Origin of the sequence: Streptomyces sp. (assembly GCF_031181705.1) — a bacterium.
GTDB lineage: Bacteria > Actinomycetota > Actinomycetes > Streptomycetales > Streptomycetaceae > Streptomyces.
The window spans coordinates 1-17,827 of record NZ_JAPSKN010000074.1 but is presented as its reverse complement, the minus strand read 5'-3'; the positions used below and the strand labels follow the sequence as shown (position 1 = coordinate 17,827).

Annotated in this window: 16 protein-coding genes; 12 read left to right on the top strand and 4 right to left on the bottom strand. The window is 72.4% G+C overall.

Going from position 1 to position 17,827, the window contains the following annotated elements:
* The first annotated feature begins 113 nt into the window (after positions 1–113).
* From RIN80_RS16010 to RIN80_RS15995, 4 genes are all read left to right on the top strand, one after another.
* A complete protein-coding gene (locus RIN80_RS16010) occupies positions 114–737 on the top strand; it encodes a GntR family transcriptional regulator (protein ID WP_309096270.1) in 624 nt (207 codons plus the stop codon).
* Positions 738–1,004: 267 nt separating this feature from the next.
* Positions 1,005–3,707, top strand: a complete 2,703-nt coding sequence (gene aceE, locus RIN80_RS16005) for a pyruvate dehydrogenase (acetyl-transferring), homodimeric type (protein WP_309096269.1) — start codon at positions 1,005–1,007, stop codon at positions 3,705–3,707.
* A 53-nt stretch (positions 3,708–3,760) separates the two neighbouring features.
* Entirely contained in the window at positions 3,761–4,747 is a 987-nt protein-coding gene (locus RIN80_RS16000) for a WYL domain-containing protein (protein ID WP_309096268.1), read from the top strand.
* Between the two features lie 56 nt (positions 4,748–4,803).
* Positions 4,804–5,322, top strand: a complete 519-nt coding sequence (locus RIN80_RS15995; protein ID WP_309096277.1) for a DUF4240 domain-containing protein — start codon at positions 4,804–4,806, stop codon at positions 5,320–5,322.
* A 103-nt stretch (positions 5,323–5,425) separates the two neighbouring features.
* Here RIN80_RS15995 and RIN80_RS15990 read toward each other — a convergent pair whose 3' ends face one another.
* Positions 5,426–6,277, bottom strand: coding sequence for a peptidoglycan recognition protein (locus tag RIN80_RS15990; RefSeq protein WP_309096276.1), 852 nt, complete (start codon positions 6,275–6,277; stop codon positions 5,426–5,428).
* 259 nt (positions 6,278–6,536) lie between these two features.
* On the opposite strand from RIN80_RS15990, the gene RIN80_RS15985 reads away from it, so the two are divergent.
* Positions 6,537–7,721: a MarP family serine protease gene (locus RIN80_RS15985; protein ID WP_309096267.1), complete on the top strand. Its 1,185-nt coding sequence runs from the start codon at positions 6,537–6,539 to the stop codon at positions 7,719–7,721.
* 16 nt (positions 7,722–7,737) lie between these two features.
* On the opposite strand, the gene RIN80_RS15980 is transcribed toward RIN80_RS15985, so the two are convergent.
* Positions 7,738–8,226 (bottom strand): GNAT family N-acetyltransferase, encoded by a 489-nt coding sequence (locus tag RIN80_RS15980; RefSeq protein WP_309096266.1) that lies wholly within the window; start codon positions 8,224–8,226, stop codon positions 7,738–7,740.
* Positions 8,227–8,296: 70 nt separating this feature from the next.
* Between RIN80_RS15980 and RIN80_RS15975 the strand changes: the two genes are divergently transcribed.
* Positions 8,297–9,193, top strand: a complete 897-nt coding sequence (locus tag RIN80_RS15975) for a TIGR01777 family oxidoreductase (RefSeq protein ID WP_309096265.1) — start codon at positions 8,297–8,299, stop codon at positions 9,191–9,193.
* A gap of 180 nt (positions 9,194–9,373) precedes the next feature.
* Complete coding sequence (locus tag RIN80_RS15970) at positions 9,374–10,780, top strand: NAD(P)/FAD-dependent oxidoreductase (protein ID WP_309096264.1); 1,407 nt, start codon at positions 9,374–9,376, stop codon at positions 10,778–10,780.
* 20 nt (positions 10,781–10,800) lie between these two features.
* Here the strand turns inward: RIN80_RS15970 and RIN80_RS15965 are convergent, their stop codons facing one another.
* A complete protein-coding gene (locus RIN80_RS15965) occupies positions 10,801–12,279 on the bottom strand; it encodes a regulator (protein ID WP_309096263.1) in 1,479 nt (492 codons plus the stop codon).
* 238 nt (positions 12,280–12,517) lie between these two features.
* Here RIN80_RS15965 and lipB point away from each other — a divergent pair, with 238 nt between their 5' ends.
* The 4 genes from lipB (at position 12,518) to RIN80_RS15945 (ending at position 15,630) form a co-directional block, all read left to right on the top strand.
* Positions 12,518–13,318 carry a lipoyl(octanoyl) transferase LipB gene (lipB, locus tag RIN80_RS15960; RefSeq protein ID WP_309096262.1) on the top strand — a complete coding sequence of 267 codons (801 nt, stop codon included), beginning with the start codon at positions 12,518–12,520 and terminating at the stop codon, positions 13,316–13,318.
* A gap of 94 nt (positions 13,319–13,412) precedes the next feature.
* On the top strand, positions 13,413–14,378 hold the full coding sequence (gene lipA, locus RIN80_RS15955) for a lipoyl synthase (RefSeq protein ID WP_309096261.1): 966 nt from the start codon (positions 13,413–13,415) through the stop codon (positions 14,376–14,378).
* 261 nt (positions 14,379–14,639) lie between these two features.
* Positions 14,640–14,852, top strand: coding sequence for a hypothetical protein (locus RIN80_RS15950; RefSeq protein ID WP_309096260.1), 213 nt, complete (start codon positions 14,640–14,642; stop codon positions 14,850–14,852).
* A gap of 76 nt (positions 14,853–14,928) precedes the next feature.
* The gene (locus tag RIN80_RS15945; RefSeq protein WP_094056590.1) at positions 14,929–15,630 is read left to right on the top strand and encodes a DUF4191 domain-containing protein; all 702 of its coding nucleotides are present in this window, start codon (positions 14,929–14,931) and stop codon (positions 15,628–15,630) included.
* 109 nt (positions 15,631–15,739) lie between these two features.
* Here the strand turns inward: RIN80_RS15945 and RIN80_RS15940 are convergent, their stop codons facing one another.
* Positions 15,740–16,207 (bottom strand): RDD family protein, encoded by a 468-nt coding sequence (locus tag RIN80_RS15940; protein WP_309096259.1) that lies wholly within the window; start codon positions 16,205–16,207, stop codon positions 15,740–15,742.
* A gap of 210 nt (positions 16,208–16,417) precedes the next feature.
* On the opposite strand from RIN80_RS15940, the gene glnA reads away from it, so the two are divergent.
* Positions 16,418–17,827 carry a type I glutamate--ammonia ligase gene (gene glnA / locus RIN80_RS15935; RefSeq protein WP_309096258.1) on the top strand — a complete coding sequence of 470 codons (1,410 nt, stop codon included), beginning with the start codon at positions 16,418–16,420 and terminating at the stop codon, positions 17,825–17,827.

Below are 17,827 nucleotides of genomic sequence, written 5' to 3'. Positions count from 1 at the left end.
CGCAGACACCGTGTGCGCCTCGTCTCACCTGCACCAGGGCACCCCCGCCTGCCCCACCCACGGAGCGCACCAGCCGTATTGTCTAAGCGTCACATCCCGACCGAGGAGCCCTCATGACCGCGCCCGTCATCCACTCGCTGCGCGAGCAGATCCGCGAGCACATCCTGGAGGGCATCATCAGCGGCCGCTGGCAGCCGGGTGAGCGGATCGTCGAGCGGCGCATCGCCACCGAACTGGAGGTCAGCCAGACCCCGGTCCGCGAGGCCCTGCGCGAACTGGAGTCGCTGCGCCTGATCGAGTCGGCCCCGAACAAGGGCGTCCGCGTCCGGAACCTGACGGCCGCCGACCTGGAGGAGAGTTACCCGGTCCGGGCCGGCCTGGAGGCCATCGCGGCGGAGCTGGCCGCCCGGACTCTCGCCGAGGACTGCTCGGCGCTGGAACCGCACGTCAGCGCCCTGTACGAGGCCGACCGCGTCTCCGACGGCACGGCCCAGGTCCGGCACACCGTCGCCTTCCACCGCGAACTGGTCCGCGCCGCCGGCAACTCGGTGCTCCTGCACACCTGGGAAGGCCTCGGCATCGAGGTGTTCACGGCCCTGTCCATCCGCTGGCTGGGCACCCAGCAGCAGTCCTACGCCGAGGAGCACGAGGAGCTGGTCGCCGCCTTCAAGCGCCGCGACCCCCGGATCGCCGAACTGGTGAAGGCGCACGTGCTGGGCTGCGCGCCCCGGGCGTGACACCCGAGCGCAACCCCGCTCAAACGCCTCCGACCTGCGGAAACCTTCCGGAAAACGGTCACCGCGTGCCACCGTCGGCGGCACCCCGTGCCTACTTTCTCGTGATCAAGAGGTTTTATCCCTCAACCCTTTGATCGATCATCGATCAGCGAGTTACAGTCGCCGACGGGCTTGCCACCCAAGCCTCAGCCCTGTCCTGCCAAAGACAAAGGGCACCCCCGATCCCCTTACGTGAGGGAACCCCCTTCGACTGAGGAAGGCGGCGACATGACCGACCCCAACGCCATCCAGGCCAGCGAGCTCGACCAGCTCCCCGACCGGGACCCGGAGGAGACCGCCGAATGGCAGGCCTCCCTGGACGCGGTCACCGAGGCAGCCGGGCCGCACCGTGCCGCGTACCTGATGCGCCGCACGCTGGAGCGCGCCGAGGGCGCCGGCATCGCGCTGCCGAAGCTCCTCGAGACCGACTACGTCAACACCATCCCCACCGCCGCCGAGCCGGACGTGCCCGGTGACGAGGCGATGGAGCAGCGGATCACCGCGTGGAACCGCTGGAACGCGGCCGCGATGGTGACCCGGGGCAGCAAGTACGGCGTCGGTGGCCACATCGCCACCTTCGCCTCCGCCGCCTGGCTCTACGAGACCGGCTTCAACCACTTCTTCAAGGGCAAGGAGACCGACGGCTCCGGCGACCAGCTCTACATCCAGGGCCACGCCTCCCCCGGCATCTACGCCCGCGCGTTCCTCGACGGCCGGCTGAGCGAGCAGCAGCTCGACAACTTCCGCCGGGAGACGGGCGGCAACGGCCTGCCCTCCTACCCGCACCCGCGCCGCCTGCCCTGGCTGTGGGAGTTCCCGACGGTCTCCATGGGCCTCGGCCCGCTGTCGGCCATCTACCAGGCGCGCTTCAACCGCTACCTGACCAACCGCGGCATCAAGGACACCTCCGCCTCGCACGTGTGGGCGTTCCTCGGCGACGGCGAGATGGACGAGCCCGAGTCGACGGCGGCCCTGGCGCTCGCGGCCCGTGAGGAGCTGGACAACCTCACGTTCGTCATCAACTGCAACCTGCAGCGCCTGGACGGCCCGGTCCGCGCCAACTTCAAGATCGTGCAGGAGCTGGAGGCCCAGTTCCGCGGCGCCGGCTGGAACGTGATCAAGACGCTGTGGGGCACGGCCTGGGACGAGCTGTTCCGGCTCGACACCACCGGCGCCCTGGTACGCCGCCTGCGCCAGGTGCCGGACGCGCAGATCCAGACGTACCAGACGCGCGACGCGGCCTACATCCGCCAGGACTTCTTCGGCGCCGACCCGGCGCTGGTGGAGATGGCGAAGCTGCTGAGCGACGACAAGATCCTGGAGTGCTTCCACCTCTCGCGCGGTGGTCACGAGGCGCGCAAGGTGTACGCCGCGTACAAGGCCGCCGTCGAGCACAAGGGCGCGCCGACCGTGATCCTGGCCCAGACGGTCAAGGGCCACACCCTCGGCGAGGGCTTCGCGTCGAAGAACGCCAACCACCAGATGAAGAAGCTCTCGGTGGACGAGTTCAAGGCCATGCGCGACCTGCTCGGCCTGCCGATCAAGGACAGCGACTTCGTCGACGGCGTGGTCCCCTACGGCCACCCGGGCGCCGACTCCCCCGAGGTCCGCTACCTGCAGGAGCGGCGTGCCGCCCTCGGCGGTCCGGCCCCGGCCCGGCGCGTGCACCCGGTCGCCCCGCTGCCCGCCCCCGCGGAGAAGGCGTTCGCCTCCTTCGACAAGGGCTCCGGCTCGCAGAACGTGGCCACCACCATGGCGTTCGTCCGCCTGGTCAAGGACCTGGTCCGCGACAAGGAGACGGGCAGGCGCTGGGTGCCGATCGTCCCGGACGAGGCCCGTACCTTCGGTATGGAGTCGCTGTTCCCCTCCCTCGGCATCTACTCGCCCAAGGGCCAGACGTACGAGCCGGTCGACCGTGACCAGCTGATGTACTACAAGGAGGCCAAGAACGGCCAGATCCTCAACGAGGGGATCACCGAGGCCGGTTCGATGGCCGACTTCATCGCCGCTTCGACGTCGTACGCGACGCACGGCGAGGCGATGATCCCGTTCTACATCTTCTACTCGATGTTCGGCTGGCAGCGCACGGCCGACCAGATGTGGCAGCTCGGCGACCAGCTCGGCCGCGGCTTCCTAATCGGCGCCACGGCCGGCCGCACCACGCTCACCGGTGAGGGCCTGCAGCACGCCGACGGCCACTCCCCCGTCATCGCCGCGACCAACCCGGCGGCCCTGACGTACGACCCGGCGTTCGCCTACGAGGTCGCGGCCATCGTCAAGGAGGGGCTGCGCCGGATGTACGGCGAGGCCGCCCCGGGCGAGGACCAGGACGTCTTCTACTACCTGACCGTCTACAACGAGCCGCTGCCGCAGCCGGCGAAGCCGGCCGTCGCCGGTATCGACGAGGGCATCGTCAAGGGCCTGTACCGCTTCAACACGGCGGAGTCGGCGGGCGTGACCGTGCCGGCGAACGCCCCGCGGATCCAGCTGCTCGGCTCCGGCACGGCGATCCACTGGGCGCTCAAGGCGCAGCGGCTGCTCGCCGAGGAGTGGGGCGTGGCGGCCGACGTGTGGTCGGCGACGTCCTGGAGCGAGCTGCGCCGGGACGCCCTGGCGGCCGACGAGGCGCTGCTGCGCGGTGAGGAGCGGGTGCCGTTCGTCCGGCAGGCGCTGCAGGGCGCCGAGGGCCCGGTGCTGGCGGTCTCCGACTACATGCGCCAGGTCCCGGACCAGATCGCGCAGTGGGTGGAGCAGGACTGGTCCTCGCTGGGCGCCGACGGCTTCGGCCTGTCGGACACCCGTGAGGCGGCACGCCGCCACTTCGGGGTCGACGCCGAGTCCATCGTCGTCGCGGCCCTGGCCCAGCTCGCCAGGCGCGGCGAGGTCAAGGCGGCGTCCGTGAAGGAAGCACGCGAGAAGTACGGTCTGTAAGGACCGTGACCGCAGGCCCCCGCCCCGGCGGGGGCCTGCTGCATGATGTGGCCATGCGCGCTGCCCGGCTGATCAAGATGGTGTTGCTGCTCCAGTCCCGGCCCTCCATGACGGCCGCCGAGCTGGCCCGGGAGCTGGAGGTGTCGGAGCGGACGGTGACACGGGACGCGCAGGCGCTGTCGGAGGCGGGTGTGCCGGTCTACGCGGACCGGGGCCGGGCCGGCGGCTACCGGCTGGTCGGCGGGTACCGGACGCGCCTGACGGGGCTGCACCGCGGCGAGGCCGAGGCGCTGTTCCTGTCCGGGGTGCCGGGCGCGCTGCGCGAGATGGGTCTGGAGGACGCGGCCTCGGCGGCCCGGCTGAAGGTGTCGGCGGCGCTGCTGCCCTCCCTCAGGGACGCGTCCAGGACGGCGGCGCAGCGGTTCCACCTGGACGCGCCGAACTGGTTCAGGGAACCGAAGACGCCCGCGCTGCTGCCGGCCGTCGCGGACGCGGTGTGGGACGACCGGCGGATCAGCGCGCGCTACCGGCGCGGGGAGGAGGAGGTCCGCCGGGAGCTGGAGCCGTACGGGCTCGTGCTGAAGGCGGGCGTCTGGTACCTGTGCGCGCGGGTGGCGCCAGGCGTGTCCTTCCGGGTGTACCGGATCGACCGGTTCACGGCGGTGGAGCCGGGCGCGGAGCGCTTCGAGCGGGAGCCGGAGTTCGACCTGCCCGCGTTCTGGGAGGAGCGTGCGGAGCAGTTCGCGCGGTCCATCCTGCGGGCACGGGTCCTGGTGCGCCTGTCCCCCGAGGGGGTGCGCAGGCTGCCGTACGCGCTCGACTCGCTGTCGGCCCGGGAGGCCCTGGCCGAGGCGGACGCGCCGGACGGCGACGGGTGGGTGAGGGTGGATCTGCCGGTGGAGTCCGAGGAGGTCGCCCACACGCAGCTGACGGCGCTGGGCCCGGAGGTGGAGGTGCTGGCGCCGGAGGGCCTGCGGGAGCGGTTCGCGGCGGACGCGGCGCGGCTGGCCCGCCTCTACCGGTCCGCCGGCGGCGCATAACGATCCCGCGCACTCCGGGTGCGCCCCCGTGCCCCAGGGCCGATGCTTGACCCGTGATGGACGAGACGGAGTTCTGGGAGCTGGTGGACGACGCCCGGGAGGCCGCCGAGGGCGACCCGGAGGAGCAGGCGGACCTGCTCGTGGAGCGGCTCGCCCGGCTGGACCCGGACTCGGTCCTGGACTTCGCCCGGCACTTCGAGTCCCGTTACAACCGCGCCTACCGCTGGGACCTGTGGGGCGCCGCCTGGGTGCTGCTCGACGGGGCGAGCGACGACGCCTTCGACTTCTTCCGCTGCTGGCTGATCGGCCAGGGCCGGGAGGTCTTCGAGGGCGCCCTGCACGACCCGGACGCGCTCGCCGACCTCCTCGGTGACTTCGACGAGGAGATCGACGGCGACGGTGAGGAGCTCGGCTACGCGGCCGACGAGGCCTACGAGCAGCTCACCGGTGTGGTCGCGCCCGACCTGGAGCTCCCGCCCCCGCCCGCCGAGCCGGAGGGCACCCCGCTGGACTTCGAGGACGAGCGGCTGCTCGCCGAGCGCTATCCGCGGTTGTGGGAGCGCTTCAGGGGCTGATCACACGCCCCGGCGACGGCTGGTGCCGGCCGGGAGGTACGCGTGCGTCTGCCCTGCCCGCACCGCGTGGCGCAGGGGGGCCGCTCGCGCGTAGCGCTGCTGTTCATCGTCCCCACCTCCGGTCGGCTGTCTGCGGGGACGACGGTGGGGGGCCCGGATGTGACGACACGGCGCGTTCGGCGTGGCCCTGCTGTGCCCGGGCGGGCCGGCCCTGGAGCCGGGCCGCGAGCTGCCGGATCTCGGGCAGGCGGGCGTGCAGGGCGGCGCCCGGGCAGCTGGTCATGTAGCCGTCGTTGTGACCGGCCACGGCGGGCAGTTCGGCGGTGGTTCCGGCCGCGTACCGGCTCAGGCCGTTGCTGGAGACCAGACGGACATCGGCCCTCGGGTCGGTGCCGGTCAGGCCCAGCTTCCAGGCGGACAGCGCGGCGATGGCGCGGATCATGGCCCGGGGCACGGGCAGGCCCGCGGTGAAGGTGCCGAGAGCGGCGATGCCGGTGGTGCGGTGGTTGAAGCCCTGGGTGTGGGCGCCGGTGACGGCCCGCTCGACGCCCCCGGCGCGGCCCTCGTAGATCGTGCCGCAGCGGTCGACGACGAAGTTGTAGCCGATGTCGTCCCAGTCGCGGCTGCCGGTCTGGCCGGTGTAGAGGTCCCGGATGATGCGGGGCGCGTCGGCGCAGTCGTAGCCGTTGGGCGAGTCGGTGTGGTGGACGAAGACGGCGGAGACGCGGTCGTCGTAGCGCGGGCGCGGCTGCCGGCGGGCGGCGTCGCCCAGCCAGTGCGAGCGCGGCACGACGGTCGGCCGGGGGGCGGTGTACGGCGTGGCGGTGGAGCGGGCCGGGGCGGCGCGGGCCGGGGTCTCGGCGGCGTTCTCGACGCCGTGGGCGCACAGCACCAGCGCGACGACGGCGGCGACGCCCGGCAGGCAGCCGAGCGCCACCCGGGCCGCGCGCGGCATACCGGTTATGCCGGGTGCCCCGGCGGCGCGGCGCCCCCGCGCACTCCGCCGCCCTCGGTAGACACGCATGGTCCCACTGTCGGCCTGATCCGGTCCGTCCGCGATGTGTGGTGTGCCACCCGGTGGAACCATCGTCACGGTCCGCGACGTTTCTCCGAGTGCACGCGCGCGTGGCCGGTTGCGATCATCCGCGCGCGGGTGACTGATCACCGGGCCCTTCCCCCACGTACTGGAGGGTCCGAGAGAAAGGCGGCGTTGCGTGGACCTGCTCGACATCCTGCTGTTGCTGGTCGTCCTGGCCTACGCGGCGTCCGGGTACCGGCGCGGACTGGTGGCCGGCTGTGTGTCGCTGGCGGGCTTCGTGGGCGGCGCGGCCGTCGGCGTGTGGATCCTGCCCTGGGTCATGGACCTGGTGGAGCCGGGCACGACCCGGGCGACGGTGACGGCGGTGTTCACGGTGCTGCTGCCCGCGGTGGTGGGCCACGAGCTGGCGGGGCGCCTGGCGCTGCGGCTGCGGCGGGAGCTGGACCGGGGGCCGCTCAGGGTGGCGGACGGGATCGGCGGGGCCGTGGCCAACTCGGTCGCCGTGCTGATCGTGGCGTGGGTCGTCGCGAGCGTCCTGGGCGCCTCCTCGTCGCCGCTGGTCACGTCGGCGATCAGGGACTCACGGCTGCTCGCCGCGGTGCAGCGGACGATGCCGGAGACGACTCCGGCGTGGTTCTCGCAGGCCACCTCCGCGCTGACCCAGGCGGGGTTCCCGCAGGTCTTCAACCCGTTCGAGAACGAGTCGACGGCCGAGGTCGCCCGGCCCTCGGGCGACAGTGTCACGGCGGCCGCGACGAACGCCGCCAAGCGGAGCACGGTGAAGGTCGAGGGCGTCGCGGGCACGCAGGGCCGCGAGGGCAGCGGCTTCGTGTACGCCCGCGAGCGCGTGATGACCAACGCCCACGTGGTGGCCGGCATCGACGAGCCGACCGTGCAGATCGGCGGGGTCGGGCGCACGTACGAGGCCCGGGTGGTGCTCTTCGACCCGCAGAAGGACGTGGCCGTGCTGTACGTACCGGGTCTGAGGGCGCCCGTGCTCGGGTTCGACGACGACGCCGAGCGCGGCGACTCGGCGGTCGTCGCGGGTTATCCGCAGGACGGCGACCTGAACCTCCAGGCGGCGACGGTCGCGAACCGGGTGCGGGCGACGGGCCAGAACATCTACAACGACGGCACGGCCGTCCGCGAGATCTACTCGATCCGCTCCACGGTCCGCCCGGGCAACTCGGGCGGCCCCCTGCTCACCACGGACGGCCGGGTCTTCGGCGTGGTCTTCGCCCGCTCCACCTCGGACGCCGAGACGGGCTACGTGCTGACGGCGGACGAGGTGGCCCCGGACGCGGAGCGGGCGGCCGGCGCGACGGCGCCGGTGGACACGGGCGAGCTGGCGGCGTCGTAGCCGGCTGTCGCCGGGCTCAGAGGAAGCGGCCCATGAACACGTCGTCGACGTACGCGCCGTCGAGGAAGAACTCCTCGGGCAGGACGCCCTCCACGGCGAACCCCTCGGACGCGTAGAGCGCGCGGGCGGGCGTGTTGTGGGCCAGCACACGCAGGGTGAGGCGCCGCGCGCCCAGCCGCCGGGCCTCCTCCCCCGCCGCCCGCAGCAGGGCCCGGGCGACGCCGTGCCCGCGGGCCTCCTCCGCCACGGCCAGCCCGCGGATCATCCGGACGTGGGCGTTGCAGGCGAGCGGCGTCGGCGTGCCCAGCCGGAGGTAGCCGGCGAGGGCCCCGCCGAGTTCGGCGACGAGGCACTGCGCCATGGGGTCGTGCTCGCTGAAGAAGGGGCCGTACGGGGGTTCGGGGCGGGGCTGGACGGCGTGCAGCGGGGACCACGTGGCGCGGTCGAGCCGCCCCAGTGCGTCCTCGTCCTCGGGGCGTGCGGGGCGTATGTGCGGAGTCGGCATGGGGGCACGTTACGCCGGGCGCACGCCGCCCCGACGGGGGTTTTGTCCCGTCGGCGGGCAGGATTGAGCCATGCGACGCATCGCGGTGACCGGCGCCTCCGGTCTGATCGGCAGCGCCCTGGTGCGGTCCCTGACCGCGGACGGGCACGAAGTGGTGCGCCTCGTGCGCCGAACTCCGCGCACGCAGGACGAGGTCCGGTGGGACCCGGAGGGCGGGCGCGCGGACGCGGCCGGGCTCGCCGGCTGCCACGCGGTGGTCAATCTCGCGGGGGCCGGGGTCGGCGACCGCCGCTGGACGGACGCCTACAAGCGGCGGATCCGCGACAGCCGCGTGAAGGGCACGGCGGCGCTCGCCCGGGCGGTCGCGTCCCTGGACGACGAGGTCAGGCCCCGGGTCTTCGTGAACGGCAGCGCCATCGGCTACTACGGCGAGACCGGTGACCGGGCGGTGGACGAGGACGCGCCTCCCGGGACGGGCTTCCTGCCCGAGCTGTGCGTGGAGTGGGAGGCGGCGACGGCACCGGCCCGGGAGGCCGGTGTCCGCACGGTGTTCACCCGGACCGGTCTGGTGGTGTCCCGCCACGGCGGGGCGTGGCAGCGGATGCTGCCGCTCTTCCGGGCGGGGCTGGGCGGGCGGATGGGCGACGGGCGGCAGTACTGGTCGTTCGTCGCGCTGCACGACGAGGTCGCCGCGATCCGGCACCTCATCGACACCGACGGCCTGTCGGGGCCGTTCAACCTCACCGCCCCGAACCCGCTGACGAACCGTGAGATCACGGCGGCGATGGGGCGGGTGCTGCACCGGCCGACGCCGTTCGCCGTGCCCGCGCCCGTGCTGCGTTCGGTGCTCGGCGAGATGGCCGGGGACGTCCTCGGCAGCGCCCGGGTCCTGCCGACGCGGCTGCTGGAGTCGGGTTTCCGGTTCGCGTTCCCGGACATCGAGGGGGCGATCCGGGCGGCTCTGTGACCCCTGCGACCACTTCACGCCCACACGGCTTGCGTATGCGACCGCCGTGCGACCGTGCCCTGCCGATGCGCGACTCCCGCTGACCGATCACGGCCCTACCCTCGACCGGAACTCGCGTATCGCTGCGGCCTGTTGAGGGCATGACGTCTCCAGCGCCCGCGCAACCTCGAGGAGGGGCACGTGCTTGAGCCCGCTTACCAGGCGGACGTGGTCGTCGTGGGGGCCGGGGTCGCCGGACTCTCGGCCGCGCTCCGGCTGACCAGCGCAGGAGTGACGACCATGGTCCTGGAGGCCGCCCACGGCGTCGGCGGCCGCATGGCGACGGAGAAGATCGACGGCTTCCGGCTCGACCGGGTCGGCCAGTTGCTGTCCACCGCGTATCCCGAACTACGGCTGACACCCGGTCTGGGCGGGCTGGCCCTGCGGCCCTTCGCGCCCGGTGTCCTGCTGCACGGCGACGGCCGCCACCATCGGGCGGGCGTCCAGCCGGGCGCAGGGGGCGCACGGGGCGCACTGCACGCGGTGCGCACGCTGGCGAGTGCGCCTCGCCAGCCGTCCGTGCCGAGGCCGCTCCGGCGGCCGGCGGCCGTGCCCGGCCGTCAGGTCTCCGTCCCGCGGAGCCGGTCGGGCGCCCCGCTCGGCACGGCCGTGGACCAGGCCCGGCTGGGGGCCGCGCTGACCCGGCTGGCGGGCACCCCGGCCGAACGGCTGCTGGCCCGCCCGGAGTCGCCCGCCGGTGAGGCCCTGGCGGCACGCGGGCTGCCCGCCCGGACGATCGACGGCTTCCTGCGCCCGCTGCTCGCCGCCCTGCTGTGCGACCCGGACCTGACGACGTCCAGCCGGTGCGCGGACCTCGCGCTGCGCGCCTTCGCGAGCGGCCGGCTGTGCCTGCCGGAGGGCGGCGCCGAGGCGCTGCCGGAGCGGCTGGCGCAGATGCTGCCGGCGGGCACGGTGCACACGGGTGTGCGGGTCACGTCCGTCTCGACGACCTCGGTGACCACGGCCGAACACGGCGAGATCCGGTGCCGGGCGGTGCTGGTGGCCACGGGCGCGCGGGCCGCGGCCGGGCTGCTGCCCGGGTTGCGGGTGCCGGAGTTCCACCCGGTGACGGTGGTGCACCACACGACCGACGAGCCGCCGGGGACGGGGTCGTCGCTGCTGCTCGACGCGGACCTGGGCGGTCCGGTCGCGCACACGGCGGTGGTCAGCCAGGTCGATCCGTCCCGGGCTCCGGCGGGGCGGGCGCTGGTGTCGTCGACCGTGCTGGGGCGGCCGCCGGGGGACGTCGACACGGCCGTGCGGATGCACCTGGCCCGGCTGTACGGGGTGTCGACGTCCCGCTGGGAGACGCTGGCCGTGTTCCGCACGGCCGAGGCCGTGCCGGCGATGCGGCCGCCGCATGATCTGCGGCGGCCGGTGCGGTTGCTCGCGGGGCTGTACGTGTGCGGCGATCACCGGGACACCAGCACGGTCCAGGGCGCTCTGCACTCCGGGCATCGGGCGTCCGCGGCGATCCTGGCGGACCTGGGGGCGGGGCGGTCGATGCACGTCGCGGACCCCGTGCCGACCGTTCCCAGGGCCGCCTAGGCGGTCCTCCGGAAGGATCCCTATCCCAGCGCCGCCACCTTGTCGCGGTACGTCCGCACCGGAGCCGCGTCCTTGTACGGTTCCAGCCTCCGCTCGAAGTCCCGCACGTACTCCACCGCCCGTACCGAGCGCATCTCCGCCGCCTGGCCCGCCGCCTCGGCCGCCAGCTGGCAGGCCTGGTCGAGTTCGCCGAGACCCAGGCGGGCGGTGGCGAGGACGACGCGGCAGAACAGGCGGCTGCGGGCGTAGGACGGTGCCCGCAGCTGGAGTGAGCGTTCCGCGTGCTGGGCGGCGGCGCGGAACTGCTGCAGGTCGCGGTGGCAGTGGCCGAACTCGTCGGCGAGCTGGGCCTCGTCGAAGAACCTCGCCCAGTGCGGTACGTCGTCCCCGGGCCGGGCCGTCTCCAGCGCGCGCTCGGCGCGGACCAGGGCGGCGGTGCAGGCCCGGACCTCGCCGAGCACGCCGTGCCCGCGCGCCTCGGCGGCGTGCAGCAGGGCCTGGACGACGGGCGGGCCCGAGGTGCCGACGCCCTGCTGGGCCACGCGGGCCAGCTGGACGGCCTCCCGCCCGTGCCCGAGGTAGACGGCCTGCCGGCTCATGGTGACCAGCACGTACGCCCCGTACGCCCGGTCTCCGGCCGCCTGGGCCAGCCGCAGCGCCTGCACGAAGTAGCGCTGCGCGAGCCCGTGCGCGGCGATGTCGTACGAGGTCCAGCCGGCCAGCCGGGTCAGGTCGGCGGCGGCGGCGAACAGGCGGCGGCCGGTCTGCTCGCCGTAGGTGCCGCGCAGCATCGGCTCGCACTCGTGCTCCAGGTAGCGCACCAGGGCCTGGCGGGCGTGGCCGCCGCCGTAGGCGTCGTCGAGCGTGCGGAACAGCTCGCCGACCGAGCGCAGCGCGGCGATGTCCCCGGCGGTGACCCGCTGGCCGGGTCCGCGCTCGGCCTGGCCGCGCTGGCGGGGCAGGACGGGCACACCCTGCTCGGCCGTGGCCGGGAAGCGGGCGGCGGGGCGGCCCTGCGCCGGAATGCGGGCGGCGGTCTGCTCGCCCCGGGCCACCTTCTCGTCGGCGCGGCCGATCAGCCAGTCGCGGCTCGGCACGACGAGCCCGGCCGGGGTGAAGGCGATCTTCCGCAGCTCGGCGTGGCTGCCGGAGTCCTTGCGCCACAGCCCGCTGACGATGTCGACGGCCTCCTCGGGGGTGGCGGCGAACTCCAGGCCCGCGTAGACGGGGGCGCAGGCGTCCAGGCCGAGGTCCTGGGCGGTGAGGCGGCGGCCCAGGCGCCGGGTGAAGACCTCGGCGATCAGTGCGGGCGTGGTGCCGCGGGGCTGCTGGCCGCGCAGCCACCGGGTGACGGATGTCTTGTCGTATCTGAGGTCGAGCCCGTGTTCGAGACCGAGCTGGTCCACGCGACGGGCGAGTCCCGCGTTGGAGAACCCCGCTTCTGCGATGAGCGCGGCGAGTTGTCGGTTGGGGGTGCGCTGCGCGGGTCGTTCCGTCATCTGCGGTGCGGTCTCCTGCCTTCCGGCCTTCGTGATGTGCGCGGATTGCCTGTGAGCAGGCCTTATGCCTTGCTGGACGGCGCGAATGTAGCGGAGAGTAAGCACCCCATCACACATTTTCCCGGACATTCATCCGATCGTGTGAGGATTGACCCCGGGACTGACGCGTGCGGGCCGGACGTACAGTGGCTTGGGCGCGATACGTGCCTTACACACCCGTTCGAGGGAGGCGCTTGCCGTGAGTGAGTTGCGGTTCGTCCGTATGGGGTTCGGTGACGAGGCCGTCGAGTACCAGGAGGCGTGGGACGAGCAGCGCCGGGTGCACGCGGCGCGCTTCGCCGACGAGGTCCCCGACACCGTACTGCTCCTGGAGCACCCGCCGGTCTACACGGCCGGCCGGCGCACGGCGGACAACGAGCGGCCCCTGGACGGCACGCCGGTCATCGACGTGGACCGCGGCGGCAAGATCACCTGGCACGGCCCCGGCCAGCTGGTCGGCTACCCGATCCAGAAGCTGCCCCGCCCCGTGGACGTGGTGGCCCACGTCCGCCGCCTCGAAGAGGCCCTGATCCGCACCTGCGCGGAGTTCGGCCTGGAGACCACCCGGGTCGAGGGCCGCAGCGGCGTGTGGGTGCTGGGCGACCCGGTCGAGCAGCGGCCCGCACTCGGCGGGCTCTCCCTGGACTTCGACCCGCGGCTGCACGACGAGGAGTTCGACCCCCGGCTGAACGGCCCGGAGTACGCCCCGTCCAACGCCGGCCAGCGCCGCGAGGACCGCAAGATCGCCGCCATCGGCATCCGCGTCGCCAAGGGCGTCACGATGCACGGCTTCGCGCTCAACGTGAACCCCGACAACAAGTGGTTCGACCGGATCATCCCCTGCGGCATCCGCGACGCGGGCGTGGCCTCCCTCGCCGGCGAGCTGGGCCGTGACGTGACGATCGAGGAGGTCCTGCCCGTGGTGGAGCGCCACCTGCGGGACGTCCTGGAGAACGCCGACCTCAAGCCCCGGGAGATCGAGAGGACACCGGCGGCATAAATGCCCGTGGGGAGGGGCTGACACCACACAGAGGCATTCAAATCCACGGGCGTACCCTTGAGGTCGCCGAAGAATCAACGCTAGGGAGCCGGTCGTGTCCGCAGTCGCACCCGACGGACGCAAGATGCTGCGCCTGGAGGTCCGCAACAGCCAGACCCCCATCGAGCGCAAGCCCGAGTGGATCAAGACCCGGGCGAAAATGGGCCCCGAGTACACGAAGATGCAGAACCTCGTGAAGAGCGAGGGCCTGCACACGGTCTGCCAGGAAGCCGGCTGCCCGAACATCTACGAGTGCTGGGAGGACCGCGAGGCGACCTTCCTCATCGGCGGCGACCAGTGCACCCGGCGCTGCGACTTCTGCCAGATCGACACCGGCAAGCCCGAGGCGCTCGACCGCGACGAGCCGCGCCGCGTGGGCGAGTCCGTGGTGGCGATGGACCTGAACTACGCCACGATCACCGGCGTCGCCCGCGACGACCTGGAGGACGGCGGCGCCTGGCTGTACGCCGAGACCGTGCGCCAGATCCACCAGCAGACCGCCGGCCGCGAGGGCGGGCACACCAAGGTCGAGCTGCTGGCCCCCGACTTCAACGCGATCCCCGAGCAGCTCGAAGAGGTCTTCTCCTCGCGCCCCGAGGTCTTCGCGCACAACGTCGAGACGGTCCCCCGGATCTTCAAGCGCATCCGCCCCGGCTTCCGCTACGAGCGCTCCCTGAAGGTCATCACCGAGGCCCGCGACTTCGGCCTGGTCACCAAGTCCAACCTGATCCTCGGCATGGGCGAGACCCGCGAGGAGGTCAGCGACGCGCTCAGGCAGCTGCACGACGCGGGCTGCGAGCTGGTCACCATCACGCAGTACCTGCGGCCCTCCGTGCGGCACCACCCGGTCGAGCGCTGGGTCAAGCCGCAGGAGTTCGTGGAGCTGCAGCAGGAGGCCGAGCAGATCGGCTTCTCCGGCGTGATGTCCGGCCCGCTGGTGCGCTCCTCGTATCGCGCCGGGCGGCTCTACCGGATGGCCATGGAGCAGCGGGACGCACGCATCGCGCCCCAGGCCGTCTGACGAACCGTCACCGTCCTTCCCCGGCTGGGGAAGGGACAAGCGTGTGAATTCCCGCACAAGACGCTACCCGCCGGTAGCGACCGATTCGACGCGGTCCTGACCGTCCTCGCAGATGAGGGCGCCTGTCGGGACCGCGTCGGCGTTTCGCCGCTCCCCGCCGGGCCTTCATGGGTGTTTGACCGGTCGGTCACGCCCTGGTAACACCAAACAGTGACGCTGGACTCACAGCACGTACACCCTTACCGAGGGGGGACCTCACCCATGCAGGCCGCGCCTGTTCGCGCCACCGCGATTCCGTCCTTCACGACCGCCCTGCGCGCCGTGGAGTCGCTGCTGATGAGCAGCGGTCAGCGCACCGCCCGCCGCAACGCCTGGACCTCCGTGCTGGAGGACCGCCGTCGCGCCAAGGACCGGGTCGAGGCGCAGCGCGTCCTCGAGCAGTCCCTCACCCGGTCCGCCTCCGTACGCCCCTGAGCCCGGACCTCCTCCCCCGAGGGCCGCGCGGACACCGCCGTCGTCCGCGCTTGTGCGGCCACGTAGACTTCGTGGCATGGCGAGGAAGGAAACCGCAGCGGACGCTGCGAACACCGGGCGACTGAAGCAGATCGCCCTGACCTACAAGATGACCCGCAGGGCCGACAAGAAGATCGGTCTTGTACTCGCGGCTGTCGGAATCGTCACCTTCGGTGTCTTCCTCGCGATCGGTTTCTTGATCGGCCACCCCATCTATCTCGGCATCCTGGGCCTCCTGCTCGCCTTCCTCGCGACGGCGATCGTGTTCGGGCGCCGGGCCGAGCGGGCCGCCTTTGGGCAGATGGAGGGCCAGCCCGGTGCCGCGGCGGCGGTGCTCGACAACATCGGCCGGGGGTGGACGACGACCCCCGCGGTGGCGATGAACCGCAACCAGGACGTGGTGCACCGCGCGGTCGGCAAGGCCGGCATCGTGCTGGTGGCCGAGGGCAACCCGAACCGGGTGAAGACCCTGCTGGCCGCCGAGAAGCGGAAGATGAACCGCATCGTCGCGGACGTCCCGGTGCACGATCTGGTCGTGGGCACGGGCGAGGGCCAGGTCGAGCTGAAGAAGCTGCGCACGACCATGCTGAAGCTGCCGCGCGTGCTGACCGGCCCGCAGGTCACCGCCACCAACGACCGGCTGCGCGCCCTGGGCGACCTGATGAGCAACATGCCGCTGCCGAAGGGGCCGATGCCGAAGGGCATGCGGCTGCCGAAGGGCGGGCCGAAGGCCCGCTGATCCCCCCGCGCCCGTACGGCGAAGGGGCGCCCGGACCACACTCCGGGCGCCCCTTCGCCGTACGCGGGATCAGTGGCCGTGCGCGGGGATCAGCGGCCGTACCCGGGGATCAGATCCGGACCTCGACCGTGCCCGCGAGCCGGTCGTGCAGGCCTCGGCCGTCGCGGTCCCAGATCAGGGCGGGGATCGCCAGGAAGAGCAGGACCGTGCGCAGGGCGGAGCGCCAGGGGCTGACGCGGCCGCTCTCCAGCGCCAGCACGCGCAGGCCGAACAGGCGCTTGCCCGGGGTGAAGCCGACCGTACCGACCGTGAGCACCATCAGCGCGAACATGATGAGCGGCGCCCAGATCTGCGCCGCCTCGTTGTAGCTCTGGGTGATGAGGCCGTATGCGATCAGGAGGCTCAGGCCCCAGTCCACGGCGAGGGCGCCCAGGCGGCGGCCCGGGCGGGCGATCGAGCCGGGCCCCTCCTCGGGCAGACCGAGCTGTTCGCCCCGGTATCCGAAGTCGACACCGGCCTCCTCCGCGGCCGCGCGGGGCCCGGAGAGCCACGATCCGAGTGCTTGCCTGTTGTCCACCCGTCCACGGTACTGCGCCCGTAAATGACCCGGGCACGGCGGGGTGCGCCGGGGCTACGGTGGTGGGAGAGCCGGTTAACTTGTGCGAAACAAATGAGTCACGCCCGAGAAATCACCCGTCCCTAGGGTCGAGGTCAGCGTGTGCCACCCGCACTGGCCGCACGATCGAACTACCACCCCGGCGGGACGGTCGGGAGTAGGAGGAGCTGGATGTTCCAGAACGCCGACGAGGCCAAGAAGTTCATCGCGGACGAGGACGTCAAGTTCATCGACGTCCGCTTCTGCGACCTCCCGGGCGTGATGCAGCACTTCACGGTGCCTGCGGAGGCGTTCGACGCCGACGAGGAGCTCGCCTTCGACGGCTCCTCGATCCGGGGTTTCCAGGCCATTCACGAGTCCGACATGGCGCTGCGCGCGGACCTGTCGACCGCCCGGGTGGACCCGTTCCGCCGTGACAAGACGCTGAACATCAACTTCTTCATCCACGACCCGATCACGGGCGAGCAGTACTCCCGTGACCCGCGCAACGTGGCGAAGAAGGCCGAGGCCTACCTCGCCTCCACCGGCATCGCCGACACGGCGTACTTCGGCCCCGAGGCCGAGTTCTACGTCTTCGACTCCGTCCGCTTCGCGACCAGCGCGAACGAGTCCTTCTACCACATCGACTCCGAGGCCGGCGCCTGGAACACCGGTGCCCTGGAGGACAACCGCGGCTACAAGGTCCGTTACAAGGGCGGCTACTTCCCGGTCCCGCCGGTCGACCACTTCGCCGACCTGCGTGCCGAGATCTCCCTGGAGCTGGAGCGGGCCGGCCTGAAGGTCGAGCGCCAGCACCACGAGGTGGGCACCGCCGGCCAGGCCGAGATCAACTACAAGTTCAACACGCTGCTCGCCGCCGCCGACGACCTCCAGCTGTTCAAGTACATCGTGAAGAACGTGGCGTGGAAGAACGGCAAGACCGCGACCTTCATGCCGAAGCCGATCTTCGGTGACAACGGCTCGGGCATGCACGTCCACCAGTCGCTGTGGGCCGGCGGCCAGCCGCTGTTCTACGACGAGGCCGGTTACGCGGGCCTGTCGGACACCGCCCGCTACTACATCGGCGGCATCCTCAAGCACGCCCCGTCGCTGCTGGCCTTCACCAACCCGACGGTGAACTCGTACCACCGCCTGGTGCCCGGCTTCGAGGCCCCGGTCAACCTGGTGTACTCGCAGCGCAACCGCTCCGCGGCCATGCGTATCCCGATCACCGGCTCGAACCCGAAGGCCAAGCGCGTCGAGTTCCGCGCGCCCGACTCCTCCGGCAACCCGTACCTGGCCTTCTCGGCGCTGCTGCTCGCGGGCCTGGACGGCATCAAGAACAAGATCGAGCCGGCCGAGCCGATCGACAAGGACCTCTACGAGCTGGCCCCCGAGGAGCACGCGGGCGTCCCGCAGGTCCCGACCTCCCTCCCGGCGGTCCTGGACTCCCTGGAGGCCGACCACGAGTTCCTCCTCCAGGGCGACGTGTTCACGCCGGACCTGATCGAGACGTGGATCGACTTCAAGCGCACGAACGAGATCGCCCCGCTGCAGCTGCGTCCGCACCCGCACGAGTTCGAGCTGTACTTCGACGTCTAG